The sequence below is a fragment of the Streptomyces sp. ME02-8801-2C genome (genome assembly GCF_033793965.1).
Classification (GTDB): Bacteria; Actinomycetota; Actinomycetes; order Streptomycetales; family Streptomycetaceae; genus Streptomyces.
In genome coordinates, this window is record NZ_JARAXP010000001.1 from 917,245 (window position 1) to 934,367 (window position 17,123).

17 protein-coding genes and 1 pseudogene are annotated in these 17,123 nt (G+C 69.6%); 4 read left to right on the forward strand and 14 right to left on the reverse strand.

What is annotated here, in order from left to right; genetic code table 11:
* Window positions 1-27 precede the first annotated feature (27 nt).
* Window positions 28-1,276 (forward strand): annotated as a pseudogene (gene mgt / locus PV396_RS03875) (macrolide-inactivating glycosyltransferase).
* Between the two features lie 99 nt (window positions 1,277-1,375).
* On the opposite strand, the gene PV396_RS03880 reads toward mgt, so the two are convergent.
* The gene (locus PV396_RS03880; protein WP_319200241.1) at window positions 1,376-3,646 is read right to left on the reverse strand and encodes an MMPL family transporter; all 2,271 of its coding nucleotides are present in this window, start codon (window positions 3,644-3,646) and stop codon (window positions 1,376-1,378) included.
* Window positions 3,647-3,881: 235 nt separating this feature from the next.
* On the opposite strand from PV396_RS03880, the gene PV396_RS03885 reads away from it, so the two are divergent.
* Together PV396_RS03885 and PV396_RS03890 are read left to right on the forward strand one after the other, a co-directional pair.
* The gene (locus tag PV396_RS03885) at window positions 3,882-4,478 is read left to right on the forward strand and encodes a DUF1697 domain-containing protein (RefSeq protein ID WP_319200243.1); all 597 of its coding nucleotides are present in this window, start codon (window positions 3,882-3,884) and stop codon (window positions 4,476-4,478) included.
* On the forward strand, window positions 4,475-4,906 hold the full coding sequence (locus tag PV396_RS03890; protein ID WP_319200245.1) for a nuclear transport factor 2 family protein: 432 nt from the start codon (window positions 4,475-4,477) through the stop codon (window positions 4,904-4,906). Before PV396_RS03885 ends, PV396_RS03890 begins: the two co-directional genes overlap by 4 nt.
* 1 nt (window position 4,907) lies before the next feature.
* On the opposite strand, the gene PV396_RS03895 is transcribed toward PV396_RS03890, so the two are convergent.
* Window positions 4,908-5,747 (reverse strand): aldo/keto reductase, encoded by an 840-nt coding sequence (locus PV396_RS03895; RefSeq protein WP_319200247.1) that lies wholly within the window; start codon window positions 5,745-5,747, stop codon window positions 4,908-4,910.
* A 49-nt stretch (window positions 5,748-5,796) separates the two neighbouring features.
* Between PV396_RS03895 and PV396_RS03900 the strand changes: the two genes are divergently transcribed.
* Window positions 5,797-6,822 (forward strand): ketopantoate reductase family protein, encoded by a 1,026-nt coding sequence (locus PV396_RS03900; RefSeq protein WP_319200249.1) that lies wholly within the window; start codon window positions 5,797-5,799, stop codon window positions 6,820-6,822.
* A 52-nt stretch (window positions 6,823-6,874) separates the two neighbouring features.
* Here PV396_RS03900 and PV396_RS03905 read toward each other — a convergent pair whose 3' ends face one another.
* The 12 genes from PV396_RS03905 to PV396_RS03960 form a co-directional block, all read right to left on the reverse strand.
* Window positions 6,875-7,642, reverse strand: coding sequence for a sirohydrochlorin chelatase (locus PV396_RS03905; protein ID WP_319200251.1), 768 nt, complete (start codon window positions 7,640-7,642; stop codon window positions 6,875-6,877).
* A 5-nt stretch (window positions 7,643-7,647) separates the two neighbouring features.
* The gene (locus tag PV396_RS03910) at window positions 7,648-8,568 is read right to left on the reverse strand and encodes an ABC transporter permease (protein ID WP_319200253.1); all 921 of its coding nucleotides are present in this window, start codon (window positions 8,566-8,568) and stop codon (window positions 7,648-7,650) included.
* The gene (locus tag PV396_RS03915) at window positions 8,555-9,340 is read right to left on the reverse strand and encodes an ABC transporter ATP-binding protein (RefSeq protein WP_319200255.1); all 786 of its coding nucleotides are present in this window, start codon (window positions 9,338-9,340) and stop codon (window positions 8,555-8,557) included. The genes PV396_RS03910 and PV396_RS03915 overlap by 14 nt, the downstream gene beginning before the upstream one ends.
* A 35-nt stretch (window positions 9,341-9,375) precedes the next feature.
* Window positions 9,376-10,479, reverse strand: a complete 1,104-nt coding sequence (locus tag PV396_RS03920) for an ABC transporter substrate-binding protein (protein WP_319200257.1) — start codon at window positions 10,477-10,479, stop codon at window positions 9,376-9,378.
* A 222-nt stretch (window positions 10,480-10,701) separates the two neighbouring features.
* Entirely contained in the window at window positions 10,702-12,039 is a 1,338-nt protein-coding gene (locus PV396_RS03925; RefSeq protein WP_319200259.1) for a sulfate adenylyltransferase subunit 1, read from the reverse strand.
* Window positions 12,040-12,041: 2 nt separating this feature from the next.
* The gene (gene cysD, locus PV396_RS03930) at window positions 12,042-12,983 is read right to left on the reverse strand and encodes a sulfate adenylyltransferase subunit CysD (protein ID WP_319200261.1); all 942 of its coding nucleotides are present in this window, start codon (window positions 12,981-12,983) and stop codon (window positions 12,042-12,044) included.
* Complete coding sequence (cysC, locus tag PV396_RS03935; protein ID WP_319200263.1) at window positions 12,980-13,567, reverse strand: adenylyl-sulfate kinase; 588 nt, start codon at window positions 13,565-13,567, stop codon at window positions 12,980-12,982. Before cysC ends, cysD begins: the two co-directional genes overlap by 4 nt.
* Window positions 13,567-14,277 carry a phosphoadenylyl-sulfate reductase gene (locus PV396_RS03940; protein ID WP_319200265.1) on the reverse strand — a complete coding sequence of 237 codons (711 nt, stop codon included), beginning with the start codon at window positions 14,275-14,277 and terminating at the stop codon, window positions 13,567-13,569. Before PV396_RS03940 ends, cysC begins: the two co-directional genes overlap by 1 nt.
* Window positions 14,274-14,453 (reverse strand): hypothetical protein, encoded by a 180-nt coding sequence (locus tag PV396_RS03945; RefSeq protein WP_319200267.1) that lies wholly within the window; start codon window positions 14,451-14,453, stop codon window positions 14,274-14,276. Before PV396_RS03945 ends, PV396_RS03940 begins: the two co-directional genes overlap by 4 nt.
* Complete coding sequence (locus tag PV396_RS03950; protein WP_319200269.1) at window positions 14,450-16,144, reverse strand: nitrite/sulfite reductase; 1,695 nt, start codon at window positions 16,142-16,144, stop codon at window positions 14,450-14,452. The genes PV396_RS03945 and PV396_RS03950 overlap by 4 nt, the downstream gene beginning before the upstream one ends.
* A 124-nt stretch (window positions 16,145-16,268) precedes the next feature.
* Window positions 16,269-16,352 (reverse strand): putative leader peptide, encoded by an 84-nt coding sequence (locus PV396_RS03955; protein WP_309486338.1) that lies wholly within the window; start codon window positions 16,350-16,352, stop codon window positions 16,269-16,271.
* 172 nt (window positions 16,353-16,524) lie between these two features.
* Window positions 16,525-17,097, reverse strand: coding sequence for a GNAT family N-acetyltransferase (locus PV396_RS03960; protein ID WP_319200271.1), 573 nt, complete (start codon window positions 17,095-17,097; stop codon window positions 16,525-16,527).
* Window positions 17,098-17,123 lie beyond the last annotated feature (26 nt).

Consider the following 17,123-nt stretch of genomic DNA (forward strand, 5'->3'; position numbering starts at 1 on the left):
ATTGGCAGAACCGCCCCGCAATTCACGTTGCACGAGACGTCTCGTCTCGCCTATGGTCGAGCCCATGACTCCAGCTCACATCGCCATGTTCTCCATCGCCGCCCACGGCCACGTGAACCCGAGCCTCGAGGTGATCCGCGAGCTGGTGGCCCGCGGTCACCGGGTCACGTACGCGATTCCGCCCGTGCTCGCCGACAAGGTGGCCGAGACCGGCGCGCGGCCCGTGCCCTACGACTCGACGCTGCCGGGTCCCGAGGCCGACCCGGAGGCGTGGGGCACCACCCTCCTCGACAATGTCGAGCCCTTCCTCGCCGACGCCATCCAGGCACTTCCGCAGCTCATCGAGGCGTACGAGGGGGGTGAGGGAAGCGAGGTGGGTGTGCCGGACCTCGTCCTGCACGACATCGCCTCCTACCCGGCCCGCGTCCTCGCCCACCGCTGGGGTGTACCGGCGGTCTCCCTCTCGCCGACACTCGTCGCCTGGGACGGGTACGAGGAGGAGGTCGCCGAGCCGATGTGGGCCGAGCCCCGGCAGACCGAGCGGGGGCGGGCCTACTACGAACGGTTCGAGAGCTGGCTGAAGGAGAACGGGATCACCCAGCACCCCGATCCCTTCGCCGGCCGCCCCGCCCGATCCCTCGTCCTGATCCCGAGGGCGTTGCAGCCGAACGCCGACCGCGTCGACGAACGCGTCCACACCTTCGTGGGCGCCTGCCAGGGCGACCGCTCCGAGCAGGGCGACTGGCAGCGGCCCGCCGACGCGGAGAAGGCGGTCCTGGTCTCGCTCGGGTCCGCCTTCACCAAGCAGCCGGACTTCTACCGGGAGTGCGTGCGCGCGTTCGGCGGCCTGCCGGGGTGGCACTTGGTGCTGCAAGTCGGCCGGCATGTCGACACCGACGAACTGGGCCCTCTCCCGGCCAACGTCGAAGTACGGTCCTGGGTGCCGCAGTTGGCGATCCTGCGGCAGGCCGACCTGTTCGTCACGCACGCCGGGGCCGGCGGCAGTCAGGAGGGGCTGGCCACCGCCACGCCGATGATCGCCGTACCGCAGGCCGCCGACCAGTTCGGCAACGCGGACATGCTGCGGCAGCTCGGGGTTGCCCACCACGTACCCACCGAGGAGGCGACCGCCGAGACGCTGCGCGCCGCCGCCCTCGTGCTCGTGGACGATCCGGAGGTCGCCCGCCGGCTCGCGGAGATCCAGGCCGGGATGGCGAAGGAGGGCGGCACCCGGCGGGCCGCCGACCTGATCGAGGCCGAGCTTCCCCGTTGGTGAACGGGAAGAGGGCCCGTTGGCTCCCCAGTGACCAACGGGCCCTCAGCTCAAGGGACTTGCAGGCTGTTCAGATGCGCGAAAGGTGTTGCCGGGGAGTACTCAGACCCCGACCCGCTCACCCTCCACGGCAGGCGGCGGAGGCGGTGACGCGGGCTCCGCCGTCTCGTCGTGCGTCATGTCCGGCAGGCGGTTGAGCCACTTCGGGAAGTACCAGTTGCGGTCGCCGAGCAGGGCCATCACCGCGGGCAGCAGCACACCCCGGATGATCGTCGCGTCGATGAGGACCGCCGCCGCGAGGCCCACACCCATCTGCTTCATCGACTGCATCGACAGCGTCCCGAAGATGGCGAACACGGCCACCATGATGACGGCGGCACTCGTGACGACCCCGGCCGTGGTGACCACCCCGTGCTGGATCGCGTCCTTCGTCGTACGGCCCCGCAGATGCGCCTCGCGGATTCGCGAGACGACGAACACGTGGTAGTCCATCGACAGGCCGAACAGGATCACGAAGAGGAACAGCGGCAGCCAGGTGATGATGGCACCCACCCCCTCCGCGCCCACCAGAGACGCGCCCCAGCCATGCTGGAAGACGGCGACCAGGATGCCGTAGGCCGCCCCGACCGAGAGCAGGTTGAGCACGATCGAGGTGATCGCGATCGTCAGGGAGCGGAACGACAGGAGCATCAGCAGGAACGCGAACACGACCACGAAGGCGAACACCGGGGCGACCGCGCCTGCGAGTTGGTCGTTGAAGTCCTTCGAGCCCGCGACCTGCCCGGTGATCGGCGCCTGGACACCGTCGACCTTGCCGAGAGTGGCCGGGCGTACCTCGTCACGCAGCTTGTCCAGGCTCTCCCCGGCCTTGTCCAGGTCGGAGCCACCGACCAGCGGTACGTACACGAAGGCGATGTTCTCGGCGTCGTGCAGCTTGATGTCGACCGGGCCGCGCGAGGCACCCGAACTGATCGCCCGCGCACGGAAGTCGGCCAGCGCGGACTTCACGTCGGCCGCGTTGATGTCCTTCGCCTTGACGATCACCTCGGCCGGCTCCGAGCCGCCCGGGAAGGCGTCGTTGACCCGGTTGTAGGTGCCGACGATCGGCAGCGAGTCGCCGAACTCCTGGTCCAGGGTGAGGTTCTGGGTCTTCATGCCGAGCGCGGGCGCGGCCACGGCGAGCAGCGCACCGGCAGCCACCACCAGTGAGATGGCCGGCCTGGCGAGTACGACCTTCAGCACGGCCGTCCAGAAACGGCTCTCCCCGTTGCCCTTGCCGCGGTTGCCGTTCTTGCGCCGCTTGTCCGGGTGCAGGAACGGGATCCTGCCCTTCTCGACCCGCTCACCGAGCAGCGACAGCAGCGCGGGAAGGACCGTCACCGAACCGACCATGGCGACCGCCACGACCATCAGCGAGGCCAGGCCCATCGCCTCGAACGTGGCGAGACCGGTGAACAGCATGCCCGCCATCGCCACACACACCGTGACACCGGAGACGATGATCGCCCGGCCACTGGTCGCCGCGGCGATCTGCAGCGCCGCCTCGGGGCTGCGGCCCGCCGCCCGCTCCTCGCGCTCCCGGCGCAGATAGAACAGGCAGTAGTCGACGCCGACCGCGAGACCGACGAGCAGCATCACGGAACTCGCGGTGTCGTCCATCGGCTGGAGGTGGCTGACGATGCCCATCAGACCCATCGTCGCCATGATCGCGGTGATCGCCAGCGCCACCGGCAGCAGCGCCGCGACCAGCGCGCCGAACGCGATCAGCAGAATGCCGAGGGCCACCGGTACGGCGGACAGCTCCGCCTTCTTGAAGTCGTCCCCGAAGGCGTCGTCGAACGTCTTGTTCATACTGGCGCCGCCGATCTCCTCGATCCGCAGCTCCGAGTGGTCCTTCTGGACGTCCGCGACGGCCTTCAGCACCGGCTCGACCCGCTCGCCCGCCGTGTCGGCGTCACCCCGCATGTCGAACTGGACGAGCGCGCTGCGACCGTCCTTCGAAAGGGTGTCCGTGTCGTACGGCGACTGGACGTCCGTGACCTTTCCGGTCCCGTCGACCGCCTTCATGACATCGGCCACGGCGGCCCGGAACGCGGGATCCGTGGCCTTGACGCCCGAGTCCTTCGTCTGGATGAGGACGGTCTCGCTCGCGGGTTCGTCGATCCCGGCATCCTCGATGATCTTGGCAGCCGTGTGGGTCTCGCCCCCCAGCTGGTCGCTCTCCTTGACCTCGACGCTGCCGGCGGCCGAGCCGAGGCCCATCGCCAGGACGACGAACAGCACCCAGATCCCGACGGCCGCCCAGCGATGCCGGGCACTCCAGCCGCCGGCCCGGGCGGCTATGCCCCGTACCCGCGTATCTCCGTTCCTCATGACGGACTTGCCCCCTCGTAAGCGGTGACGGCCCCCTGCCATCACCTTTAGTTCGAAGGTATGGGGCGGATAAGACCATCTCCTCGTACTCGCCGGTGAGCTGCGCCCGGCCGCGGTCCTCCCCTCGGACACCGGTGTCTCCCCACTGGGTAGGACACCGGCCCCCTACATCTAAAAGATGATCTCGGGGTGGTCTGTCAGGGGAACTGTCAGTGGGCCGTCCTATGGTGTGCGGATGACTGGTGTGCGGATGACGACAGGTGAGCAGGCGACAAAGACCTACGCGGCGCTGCTGCGCGGCATCAACGTGGGCGGCAACAAGAAGGTCCCGATGGCCGAGCTGCGCACGCTGCTGGAAGGCCTCGGGTACGGCAGCGTCCGCACGTATCTGCAGAGCGGCAACGCCGTGTTCGCCACCGGTCACGGGGACGAGGAGTCCCTCGCCGGGGAGATCACGAAGGCCATCGCGCAGCACTTCGGTTTCACCGTCGACGTCATCGTGCGCGACCACGCGCACCTGCGCGCCATCAGGGACGACTGCCCCTTCCCTGCGGCCGAACTGGAGGCCAAGCAACTCCACGTCACCTACTTCTCCACCCCCGTCGACAAGGCCCGCTTCGCGGACATCGACCAGGGCGCCCACCTCCCCGAGGAGTTCCGCCTCGGCGACCGCGCGCTGTACCTGTACGCCCCCGACGGCCTCGGCCGCTCCAAACTCGCCGAGCAACTCGCGAAGCCCCGCTACCTGAAGGGCCTGATCGCGACCACCCGCAACTGGAACACGGTGGTCAAGCTGGTGGAACTGACGGGAGACGAGGCACCGGGGAAGTGAGACCAACGCCTGACGACAGCCGCGCCGAAGGCCGCGACCTCGCCGTGGAGGCCGTCATCGAAGCTGAGCTGCGGCTGCTCGACCCGGAGGTCCGCACCTCACCGGAGCTGACGGGAGCGCTGCTGCACCCCGGGTTCCACGAGTTCGGCGCCTCGGGCCGGCACTGGGACCGGGCGTCGATCATCGCGTCCCTCGCCGCGACCACCGAACCGGGCGCCCCTCGCATCGCGGTCTCGCGGATGACGGGCGTACAACTGGCCCCCGACCTGATCCATCTCACCTTCGACACGGAGAACAACGGCCGCCGCGCCCACCGGAGTTCACTGTGGCGCCGGAACACCGAGGACGGGGGCTGGCTGCTGTACTTCCACCAGGCGACCCCGTTCCACAGTGAAAACGGCGACGAGAACGGCGACGAGGAGGGCTGACCTACCGGACGGCGTCGAGGCGAGCGAGTTCGGCCCCGGACAGTCGTACGGTCACGGCGGCCAGGTTCTCCTCCAGGTGTACGAGGGAGCCCGTGCCCGGGGTCGGGCAGAGCACCGGGGAACGGCGCAGCAGCCAAACCAGTGCGATCTGCGCCGGGGTCGCTCCGTGCGCGGCGGCGATCTCCGCACACACCGGGTCCGTCGCCAACTCGCCGTTGCCCAGCGGAAACCACGGCAGGAACGCGATGCCGTGCGCCTCGCACAGCCTCAATACCGGCTCGGCGGAACGGTCGAGGAGGTGATAGCGGTTCTGGACGGACGCGATGGACGTCAACTCCGTTGCGGCGCCCAGCTGTTCGACCGTCACCGAGTCCAGGCCGAGATGCCGGATCTTGCCTTCCGTGCGCAACTCATCCAGCGTGCCCAGCTGTTCGGCCATCGGGACGCGCGGGTCGAGCCGGTGCAGCTGATACAGGTCGATGGTCTCGCGGCGCAGCCGACGCAGGCTCGCCTCGCACATCGCCCGCAGCCGCTCCGGCCGTCCGTCGATGTGCCAGACGTCGGGGCCGGTCCGTACGACACCGCCCTTGGTGGCGATCAACACCCCGGCCGGGTAAGGGTGCAGGGCCTCGGCGATCAGTTCCTCGGCGATCGACGGGCCGTAGTTGTCGGCGGTGTCGATGAGCGTCACGCCCCGGTCCACGGCCCGGCGCAGCACGGCCACCGCGTCGTCCCGGTCCCCGCGCGGGCCCCAGTAGCCGGGGCCGGTCAATTGGGCCGTGCCGTAGCCGAGGCGGCCGACCGTAAGCTCGCCGCCGATCGTGAATCTTTCCGAAGCCATGCGACGGACGGTACCTGCGCGCTGCACGCACCATGGCAGGCTGGCCGTCATGCGCTACATCATCATCGGGGCAGGGGCGGTCGGCGGTGCCGTCGGCGGGCGGCTGGCCGGGGCGGGACACGAGGTGGTCCTTGTCGCGCGGGGCGCCCAGTACGAGGCGCTGCGCGCGCATGGGCTGCGGCTGGTGGCGCCGGACGGGACGCACACGTACCGCCTGCCCACCGTCGACGGACCCGCCGGACTCGGGGAGTTGCGCGCCGACGACGTGCTCGTCCTCACCGTGAAGACGCAGGACACCGAAGCTGCCCTGGCGGCCTGGGGGCCGGCGCCCGTCGAGGGCGGCGGTACGGCGGCGGAGCGGCTGCCGTTGCTCTGCGCGCAGAACGGTGTGGAGAGCCCACGTCTCGCGCTGCGCCGCTTCCGGCGGGTGTACGGGGTCTGCGTCTGGCTCCCCGCGGCCTATGAGGAACCCGGCGTCGTCTCCGCCGCGGGCGACCCGCTCACCGGCATCCTCTTCCTCGGCCGTTACCCGCACGGCACCGACGACACCGTCCGCCGGATCGCCGCCGACTGGGAGAAGACGGCGGCGATCGAGGCGCCGGTCGTAGCGGACGTCGCGCGCTGGCAGTACGCCAAGCTGCTCACCAACCTGGGCAACGCGATCCGGGCGCTCAGTGGCCCGGCGGACAGCCCGGAGAGCGAACGGCTGCGCGAGCGGGTGTACGCCGAGGGCGAGTCGGTGCTCGCGGCGGCCGGGATCCCGTACGCGAGCGCCGAAGAGGCGAAGGCGAGGCGCGGCGACAAGATCACCCTGCGACCGCTGCCCGGCACCGAGCCCGGCGGCGGCTCCACCTGGCAGTCGCTCAGCCGGGGCACCGGCACGATCGAGAGCGACTATCTGAACGGCGAGATCGCCCTCCTGGGCAGGCTGCACGGAGTACCGACACCTCTGAACGAACTGCTGCAACGACTGGCCAACACGTTCGCGGGGGAACGTCGACCGGCCGGTTCGCTGCCGTCGGCGGAACTCGTACGGCTGACGGACGAGGCTGTCGCGTCTGTCCGAGAACCCTGAGCGCGTTCGTCCCAGCGGTGTGAGGTGGAGGCACCCGGTGTGCAGGAAACGCCTACGCGCTCACCGCGGCACGCCCCGCCAGAGGCACCCGCACTGCCGCCACCTGCTCCTCGTAGCGCCGCAGCAGCAACCGGGCCACCTCGGGCGCCGGTCCCAGGACGTCCGCGAGGACATCGGCCTCTGCCGAGCCCCGTGCGATGCGGTCCGGGAGGAAACCGGGGGCCAGGACATAGGGGGCCACGGCGACCTTCGAGCAGCCGAGGGCCCGCAGCTCCCGTACCGCGTCCTCGGTCCGGGGGAGGGCCGCGGAGGCGAACGCAGGCCGCACGGCGCACCAACCGGTGTGCCGCCACTCCCGCGCGATATCAGCGATCACTGCGATCGCCTCCGGGTCGGTGGACCCCGCCGAGGCCAGCACGACCCCGGTCGAGGACTTGTCGGCGGGCGTCAACCCCGCCTCGTACAGGCGCCGTTCGAGGGCGGACAGGAGCAGCGGCGACGGGCCGAGCACCTCCGCCTGGCGGATCCGGAGGTGGCGCGGCGCGTCCCGCAGGACCGCCGGGATGTCCGCCTTCGCGTGGAAGGCGCGGGTGAGGAGGAGGGGCAGGGCCACCACGTCCCGTACGCCCTCCGCCGCGAGGGACTCCAACACCCCTTGTACGGACGGGATGTTGAAGTCCAGGAAGCCGGTCTCCACGCGCAGCCCCGGCCGCAGCGACCGTACCCGCCGCACGAGGGCGTGCACGGTCGCGGCGTGCCGCGGGTCGCGGCTGCCGTGGGCGATGACCACGAGGACGGGGCCGACCGGCTGCTTGTGCATGGGGCTCAGCTCTTCACCAGGAGGCCGCGACCGCGCAGTACCCGTCGTTCCAGCGGGCTGAAGATCAGCAGGTCGACGGCGATACCGACGAAGAGGATCAGGAAGATCGCCTCGAAGATCATCGGCATGGAGCTGGCGTTGCGGCCGTTCTCCAGCAGAGCGCCCAGACCGATGCCCAGGTCGGGGGAGGAGGCGATGATCTCCGCCGCCATCAGTGAGCGCCAGGAGAACGCCCAGCCCTGCTTCAGACCGGCCAGATAGCCCGGCAGCGACGCCGGCAGGACGATGTGCCAGGCGCCCCTCCACCCGGTCGCGCCCATCGTGCGGCCCGCCCGCAGGAACAGCGGCGGCACCTGGTCGATGCCGGAGACCAGGCCGTTGGCGATGGACGGGACCGCGCCGAGCAGGATCACCGCGTACATCATCGAGTTGTTCAGGCCCAACCACAGGACCGCCGGCGGCACCCACGCCACCGATGGCAGCGACTGGAGGCCCGACAGGACCGGCCCGATCGCCGCCCGGATGAACTTCACCCGGGCCACGACCAGACCCAGCGGGGTGCCGATCGCCAGCGCCAGCAGGAAGCCGAGCAAACCGCGCTCGACACTGACCCAGATGTAGCCGAGGAGCTTGCCCTCGAGCCAGGCGTCCTTGAACTCGGCCGCCACATCTCCGGGCGAGGGCAGCTTCGTCGGGTCGGTGACGATGTTGAAGGAGATCAGGGCCTGCCAGATCAGCAGCACCACGCCGGTCGCCACCAGCGGCGGGAGGATCTTGGCGCGGAAGGTTACCGAGAAGGGCGTACGCCCGATGGTCACGTTGTCCAGAGCGTCCAGACCGGCCTCCAGGCCGCCGGCCTGCTGGTTGCCGTCGGCCCGCGCCTCGCGCGTCTCCGTCAGGCCCGACTTCGTGTCACTGCTGGCCATGACGGCGGATCTCCCCACGCAGTTGTTCGGTGATCTCAATGGACAGTTCGGCCACGGGAGCGTCCTCGATGCGGCGCGGCTGCGGGATGTCCACCGTCCACTCGTGGGCCACGCGGCCCGGCCGGGACGACAGCAGGACGACGCGCTGCGCGAGCCGCACCGCCTCCCGCACGTTGTGCGTGACGAACAGGACGGAGACACCCGTCTCAGCCCAGATCCGGGTCAGCTCGTCGTGCAGCATGTCGCGCGTGATCGCGTCGAGCGCCGCGAAGGGCTCGTCCATCAGCAGCAGCCGGCTCTCCTGGGCCAGCGCCCGCGCCAGCGCCACCCGCTGACGCATACCGCCGGACAGCTCGTGCACCCGCTTGCCGTACGAGCCCTGCAGCCGGACCAGCCCGAGCAGTTCCTCGGCGCGGTCACGCCGGTCGTTCTTCGCGACTCCCCCCAGCTTCAGGGCGAGTTCGATGTTCTTGCCCGCGGTCAGCCACGGGAAGAGGGCGTGCTCCTGGAACATCAGGGCGGGACGCCCGTCCGTCGTGATGGAGCCCGCGCTGGGTCGGTCCAGCCCCGCCACCAGGTTCAGCAGCGTGGACTTTCCGCAGCCCGAGGCCCCCAGGAGGGTGACGAACTCACCTGGAGCGACATCGAGCGTGATGTCGTCGAGGACCAGCTGCTGCCCGGCGGGCCCGGCGAAGGACTTCGATACGTGCTCGATGCGGGCGGCGTACTCGACTGACTCGGCCGTTTCGGCCTTGGCGATCGCGGTGGCCATGGTCGTCACCTCCTGGGAACTCTCGGGATCGGGGACTACTGGACGCCGAGACCGGCGTCGTCGACCGGGCTCTCGCCCTCGCCCTTCAGGACGTTGTTGAGGGGCGTGAGGTCGTAGATGCCCTTGAGCAGCGGGTCCTCCAGCAGTCCGGCCTTGACCGCGTGCTCCGCCTCGGAGTTGAGGGTGGACGCCAGCGGATCGTTGGTGAACTGGATGGACTTCCACGCCGGGTCGATGACCTCGGGCTTCAGCGCCTTACCGGAGTCGACCTCGAGCTGGGCGTTGGCCGCCGCCTTCGCCGCGTCCGAGTTCGCGTTGATCCACTTGTTGGTGTCGACCGATGCCTTCAGCACCGCCTCGACGGCCTTCGGGTGCTCCTTGAGGAACTTCTGCGACACGATGATGTTCGTGATCACGAACTTCTTGTCCGGCCACAGGTCGGACTCGTCCAGCAGCACCTTCGCGCCTTCGGCGACCAGCTTGGACGCGGTCGGCTCCGGCACCCAGGCGCCGTCGATGGAACCGGACTTGTAGGCGTCCGGGGTCACCTTGTTGTCGGTGCGCACGACCGACACATCGCCCTTGCCGCTCTCCGCGTCGACCTTCCAGCCCTGGTCGGCGATCCAGTTGAGGAACGCCACGTCCTGGGTGTTGCCCAGCTGCGGGGTGGCGATCTTCTTGCCCTTGACGTCCTTGATGGACTTGATCTTCTTCGGGTTGACGACGAGCTTCACCCCGCCGGACGCCGAACCGCCGATGATGCGCAGGTTGGTGCCCTTGGACTTGGTGTAACCGTTGATCGCCGGGGAGGGACCGATCCAGCCGATGTCGATGGAGCCGGAGTTGAGGGCCTCGATCTCGGACGGACCGGCGTTGAAGACCTGGTACTTGGCTTCCGTGGCGCCCAGCGCCTTCTGGAAGTACCCCTTGTTCACAGCGACCAGGGCGGTCCCGTGGGTCAGGTTGCCGAAGTAACCGATCTTGACGGAGTCGAGCCCGTCGATCTTCTGGGCGCCCGCGGCGACCTTGGCGGTGTCGTCGTCCTTCGCCTCGGAGCCGTAGCCGCAGGCGGCCAGGGTGAGAAGGGGGAGCGCGGCTATGACCGCGAAGCCGCGGCGAAGAGCGGAGTTTGCAGGCACGGGAGGTGTTCCTCTCGGAGGCCCGGCGGTCACGATCTCTCAGGTCGTGGCCGGGAGGTCGGCAGGTTTTCGTCTACGGCGGTGGGGGGTGTGGGCGCGCAAGCGGTGCGCGTACGTCAGCACGCACATCGCGCGACCCCGCCCTGCCCGCTGCCGAGGGCGCCGCTGCCGATGCGGCCGCCCTCCTTCGCGAACGTGGAGTAGTAGTCGGTGGAGTTCATGTCAGAAGTCCCACCCGTCGTCCTCGGCCTCGTCCTTGACGGGCTCCGGGGACGCGAACGACTCGCCGACCATGCCCGCGGTGAGCGTGGTGCCGTCGTTCGGGTCGATCAGGATGAACGAGCCCGTGCGACGGGAGTCGGCGTACGAGTCCACCGGCAGGGGCTCCGCGGTGCGGATCTTCACCCGGCCGATGTCGTTGGCGACGAGCTGCCCCGGATGCGGGTGCAGGGACAGGTCGTCGAGCGTGAGCCGGGACGGGATGTCCTTGACGATGGCCTTGACCGTGCGGGTGCCGTGCTTGAGGAGCACCCGGTGGCCGACCGTCAGGGGTGCGTCGGCGACATGGCACACGGTCGCCTCGACGTCCTGCGTGGTCGGCGGCGCGTCCTTGCTGGGCACGATCAGGTCGCCGCGCGAGATGTCGATGTCGTCCTCCAGGAGGACGGTCACCGATTGCGTGGTCCAGGCGACGTCGACCGACTCGCCGAGCAGGTCGATACCGGCGATCTTCGACGCGTGGCCCGACGGCAGGACCGTCACCGCCTCGCCGACGCGGAAGGAGCCGGCGGCGATCTGGCCCGCGTAGCCCCGGTAGTCGGGGTGCTCGGCGGTCTGCGGCCGGATCACGTACTGCACGGGAAGACGGGCGTGGCAGTGGCTCAGGTCGTGGGCGACCGGGACCGTCTCCAGGTGCTCCAGGAAGGTCGGCCCGCCGTACCAGTCCATGTTCGCGGACGGGTCCACCACGTTGTCGCCGGCCAGCGCCGAGATCGGGATCGCGGTGATCTCGGGGACGCCCAGCTCCAGCGCGTACGCCGTGAACTCCTCGGCGATCGCGGCGAACACGGACTCCTGGTAGTCGACCAGGTCCATCTTGTTGACCGCGAGCACCACGTGCGGGACGCGCAGCAGGGCCGCGAGGGCCGCGTGCCGGCGGGTCTGCTCGACGACACCGTTGCGGGCGTCGATCAGGATCACCGTCAGCTCGGCCGTGGAGGCACCCGTCACCATGTTGCGGGTGTACTGCACATGGCCGGGCGTGTCGGCGAGGATGAACCGGCGCCTGGGGGTGGCGAAGTAGCGGTACGCCACGTCGATGGTGATGCCCTGCTCGCGCTCGGCGCGCAGGCCGTCGGTGAGCAGCGCGAGGTCGGGGGCCTCCTGGCCGCGGCTCGCCGAGGCGCGCTCGACGGCCTCCAGTTGGTCGCTGAGGATCGACTTGGAGTCGTGCAGCAGCCGGCCCACGAGGGTGGACTTGCCGTCGTCGACGGAACCGGCGGTGGCGAACCGCAGGAGCGTGGTCTCGGAGAGTTCCGTGCGTTCCGTGGTCGTGCTCATGGCTAGAAGTACCCCTCGCGCTTGCGGTCTTCCATCGCGGCCTCGGACATCTTGTCGTCGGCGCGGGTGGCGCCCCGCTCGGTGAGCCGGGAGGCGGCGATCTCGGCGATGACGTCGTCCAGCGTCACCGCGTCGGAGTCGACGGCGCCCGTGCAGGACATGTCACCGACCGTGCGGTAGCGGACCTGCCGCTTCTCCACGGTCTCGCCGGCCTTGGGGCCGCCCCACTCGCCCGCGGTCAGCCACATCCCGGCCCGCTGGAACACCTCACGCTCGTGGGCGAAGTAGATCTCCGGCAGCTCGATGCCCTCGCGGGCGATGTACTGCCACACGTCCAGCTCGGTCCAGTTGGAGAGCGGGAAGACACGGACGTGCTCGCCGGGCGCGTGCCGCCCGTTGTAGAGGTTCCACAGCTCGGGGCGCTGCCGGCGCGGGTCCCACTGCGAGAACTCGTCACGCAGCGAGAACACCCGCTCCTTGGCCCGGGCCTTCTCCTCGTCGCGACGGCCGCCGCCGAACACGGCGTCGAACTTCTCGGCCTGGATCTTCTCGGTCAGGGGCAGCGTCTGGAGCGGGTTGCGGACCCCGTCCGGACGCTCCTTCAGCACACCCCGGTCGATGTAGTCCTGCACGGAGGCGACATGGAGCCGCAGCCCGTGCGCGGCCACGGCCCGGTCGCGGTACTCCAGCACCTCGGGGAAGTTGTGCCCGGTGTCCACGTGCAGCAGCGTGAAGGGGATGGCCGCGGGGGCGAACGCCTTGAGCGCCAGATGCAGCATGACGATCGAGTCCTTGCCGCCGGAGAAGAGGATCACCGGCCGCTCGAACTCACCCGCCACCTCGCGGAAGATGTGCACGGCCTCGGACTCGAGGGCGTCCAGGTGGGAGAGGGCGTACGGGGCGTCGGTGTCGCCCCCGTGCGTCTTGGCCACGGTCGTCGTCATGCCAGTCCCCTCTCGGTGAGCAGCGCGTGGAGGGCCGCCGCGGACTCCTGGACGGTCTGGTCCTGCGACTCGATCCGCAGATCCGGTGTCTCGGGCTCCTCGTACGGGTCGTCGACCCCCGTGAGCCCGGTCAGCTCGCCCGCGGCCTGCTTGGCGTACAGACCCTTCACATCGCGTACGGAGCACACCTCGACCGGGGTCGCCACATGCACCTCGATGTACGCGGTACCGCTCTCCTGGTGACGCTTGCGCACGGCCTCACGGCTGTCCGCGTACGGCGCGATCACCGGGACCAGCGTCTTGACGCCGTTACGGGCGAGCAGCTCGGCGAGGAAGCCGATGCGCTGCACGTTCGTGTGCCGGTCCTCGCGGCTGAAGCCGAGGCCCGCCGAGATGAACTCACGGATCTCGTCGCCGTCCAGCACCTCGACGAGGTGGCCCTCCTCGCGCAGCCGGCCGGCCAGTTCGTACGCGATGGTGGTCTTGCCGGCGCTCGGCAGACCCGTGAGCCATACGGTGGCTCCGGTCGTCACTGGTGTCTCCTGGTCCTCGGGGGTCGCGGTCTCGGTCTGGGTCCGGTTCATCAGCCGTGCAGTCCGCACTCGGTCTTGCCGCGGCCCGCCCAGCGGCCGGCGCGCGCGTCCTCGCCCTCCAGCACCCGGCGGGTGCAGGGCGCGCAGCCGACGGACGCGTAGCCGTCCATCAGCAACGGGTTGGTCAGTACGCCGTGTTCGGCGACGTACGCGTCCACGTCGTCCTGCGTCCAGCGGGCGATCGGGGAGACCTTCACCTTCTGGCGCTTCTCGTCCCAGCCGACGACCGGGGTGTTCGCCCGGGTCGGGGACTCGTCGCGGCGCAGGCCGGTCGCCCAGGCGGCGTACTCCTTGAGGCCCCGCTCCAGGGGCTCGACCTTGCGCAGTTTGCAGCACAGGTCGGGGTCGCGGTCGTGCAGCTTCGGCCCGTACTCGGCGTCCTGCTCGGCGACCGACTGGACCGGGGTGAGGGTGAGGACGCGGACGTCCATCACGGCCTCGACGGCGTCACGGGTGCCGATGGTCTCCGGGAAGTGGTAGCCGGTGTCGAGGAACACGACGTCCACGCCGGGCATGGCCCGGGAGGCCAGGTGGGCGACCACCGCGTCCTCCATGGAGGAGGTCACGCAGAAGCTCTTGCCGAAGGTGTCGGTCGCCCACTGGAGGATCTCCAGCGCGGAGGCGTCCTCCAGGTCACGTCCCGCCTGCTCGGCGAGCGCCTTCAACTCGTCGGTCGTACGGTCTTTCTGAACCGTCGTCATATCTTGTCCCCTCCGGTTTCCCGAGGCTGAAATCCACGGGCGAGCAGCCCGAGGAACTTCAACTGGAAGGCTCGGTTGCAGGCTCCGCATTCCCAGGCGCCATGGCCCTGTTCGCCGGGGCGCAGGTCCTCGTCGCCGCAGTAGGGGCAGTAGAAGGGGGCGGCACGCTCGCTCACGACAGTGCCTCCTCGGAGGCGCGGGCGGCCCAGGTGGCGAACCGCTCGCCGTCCTCGCGCCCCTCCTGGAAGTTCTTCAGCACGCGCTCGACGTAGTCCGGGAGCTCGTCCGAAGTCACCTTCAGACCACGGACCTTGCGGCCGAAACCGGCCTCCAGACCGAGGGCGCCGCCCAGGTGCACCTGGAAGCCCTCGACCTGCTCGCCCGCGTCGTTCAGGACCAACTGGCCCTTGAGACCGATGTCCGCGACCTGGATACGGGCGCAGGCGTTCGGGCAGCCGTTGATGTTGATGGTGATCGGCTCGTCGAACTCCGGGATACGGCGCTCCAGTTCGTCGATCAGCGAGGCGCCGCGCGCCTTCGTCTCGACAATCGCGAGCTTGCAGTACTCGATGCCGGTGCAGGCCATCGTGCCGCGCCGGAACGGGGACGGCCTGACGGTCAGGTCGAGCGCCTCCAGGCCCTCGACGAGCGAGGCGACCCGCGTCTCCTCCACATCGAGGACGATCATCTTCTGCTCGACGGTGGTGCTCAGCCGGCCCGAGCCGTGGGCCTCGGCCAGCTCGGCGATCTTCGTGAGGATCGTGCCGTCCACGCGGCCGACGCGCGGGGCGAAACCGACGTAGAAGCGGCCGTCCTTCTGGCGGTGCACGCCGACGTGGTCGCGCCAGCGCTCGACGGGCTGGGCCGGGGCCGGGCCGTCGGTCAGCTTGCGCTTGAGGTAGTCGTCCTCGAGGACCTGGCGGAACTTCTCCACGCCCCAGTCGGCGAGCAGGAACTTCAGCCGGGCGCGGGTGCGCAGCCGCCGGTAGCCGTGGTCGCGGAAGATGGAGATGACGCCCTCGTAGACGTCCGGGACCTCGTCCAGTGGGACCCAGGCGCCCAGGCGCTGGCCGATCTTCGGGTTGGTGGAGAGGCCGCCGCCGACCCACACGTCGAAACCGGGGCCGTGCTCGGGGTGCTCCACACCGACGAAGGCGACGTCGTTGATCTCGTGCGCCACGTCGAGCAGCGGCGAGCCGGAGATCGCCGACTTGAACTTGCGGGGCAGGTTCGAGAAGTCCTTGTTGCCGATGATCCGCTGCTGGATGATCTCGATGGCGGGCGTGCCGTCGATGATCTCGTCCTCGGCGATCCCGGCGACGGGCGAGCCGAGGATGACGCGGGGCGTGTCACCGCAGGCCTCGGTGGTGGACAGACCGACCGCCTCGAGCCGGTTCCAGATCTCCGGGACGTCCTCGATCCGGATCCAGTGGTACTGCACGTTCTGCCGGTCCGTGAGGTCGGCCGTGCCGCGCGCGAACTCCTGCGAGATCTCACCGATCACCCGCAGCTGCTGGGTGGTGAGCCGGCCGCCGTCGATCCGGACGCGCAGCATGAAGTACTTGTCGTCCAGCTCCTCCGGCTCCAGGATCGCGGTCTTGCCGCCGTCGATCCCGGGCTTGCGCTGTGTGTACAGGCCCCACCAGCGCATCCGGCCGCGCAGATCGTTGGGGTCGATCGAGTCGAAGCCCCGCTTGGAGTAGATCGTCTCAATGCGTGTCCGCACATTGAGACCGTCGTCGTCCTTCTTGAACTGCTCGTTTCCGTTGAGCGGGGTGAAGTGTCCCGCGGCCCACTGACCCTCACCACGGTGACGGCTCACCTTGCGGCGGGGCGCGGCGGCAGGGTTCTGCGGGGTGGCGGCCATGATTTTTGGTCCTTCGGGACAGGCGGAAAGCGGCTCTTACCTGCGCGTTTCGGCGCATGGTCAGACTCGCGCGGCTCTGCGCAGACTGAGGCGAGGGGAGGAGATCGGCGGTGCTGAGGGCTGGTCAGCTCGCCGGACAGATGGCGCTGGACATGCGGCCGAGGTCGACGTGCCGCCGACTCACCAAGGCAATCCCAGTTCCAGACATGACGGAAGCGTGTCACGGCAATCTGGACACAGTCCAGCATTGTCCGCCATGCGGACACCCTTGTCTCGTACGGTGAGACAAGGGTGGTGTCGGTCACATGGCGGCGTCACGACAGGTCGAACACCGGGCGGCTGACCGTGCCTGAGCAGGTCAGACGCAGGTCAGGCGCAGGTCAGATGCGGTGCGCTCCCGGCCAGGGGCCTGGTGCGCTCACCTCCGCCTCCTCCTCGACCTTGGTGTCGAAGAGGGTGAAGCCGCGGCGCAGATAGTTGTCCATCGCGTGTTCGCCGTCCTTGGTGCACGTATGCAACCAGACCCTCTTCGTCGGGGTGAGCCCCGGCCACCGGTCCGCGAGGTCCCAGGCCCGGGCAGTCCCGTACGACAGCAGGTGTCCGCCGATCCGGCGGCCCCGGAAGGCGGGGATCAGCCCGAAGTAGGCGATCTCCACGACGCCGTCGTCCTGGGGCTCGAGCTCCATGTAGCCGGCCGGTGTGCCCCGGTCGTAGGCGACCCATGTCTCCACGCCCGGCCGCTCCAGGTACTCCTGCCAGCGCGCGTACGTCCAGCTCAGCCGGTCCGTCCAGCGGATGTCGCCGCCGACGGAGGCGTAGAGGAAGCGGCTGAATTCGGGGGAGGGGTGTTCCGCGTGGACGACCTTGACGTCCCCGTCGGGGGTCTCGGCAGGGAGGAGGTCGGTGGGGGCTGTCTGTTCCAGGGACCAGGTGGTCACGGGGATGTTGCTCATGGGATACAGGGAATCATGGGGTGTTC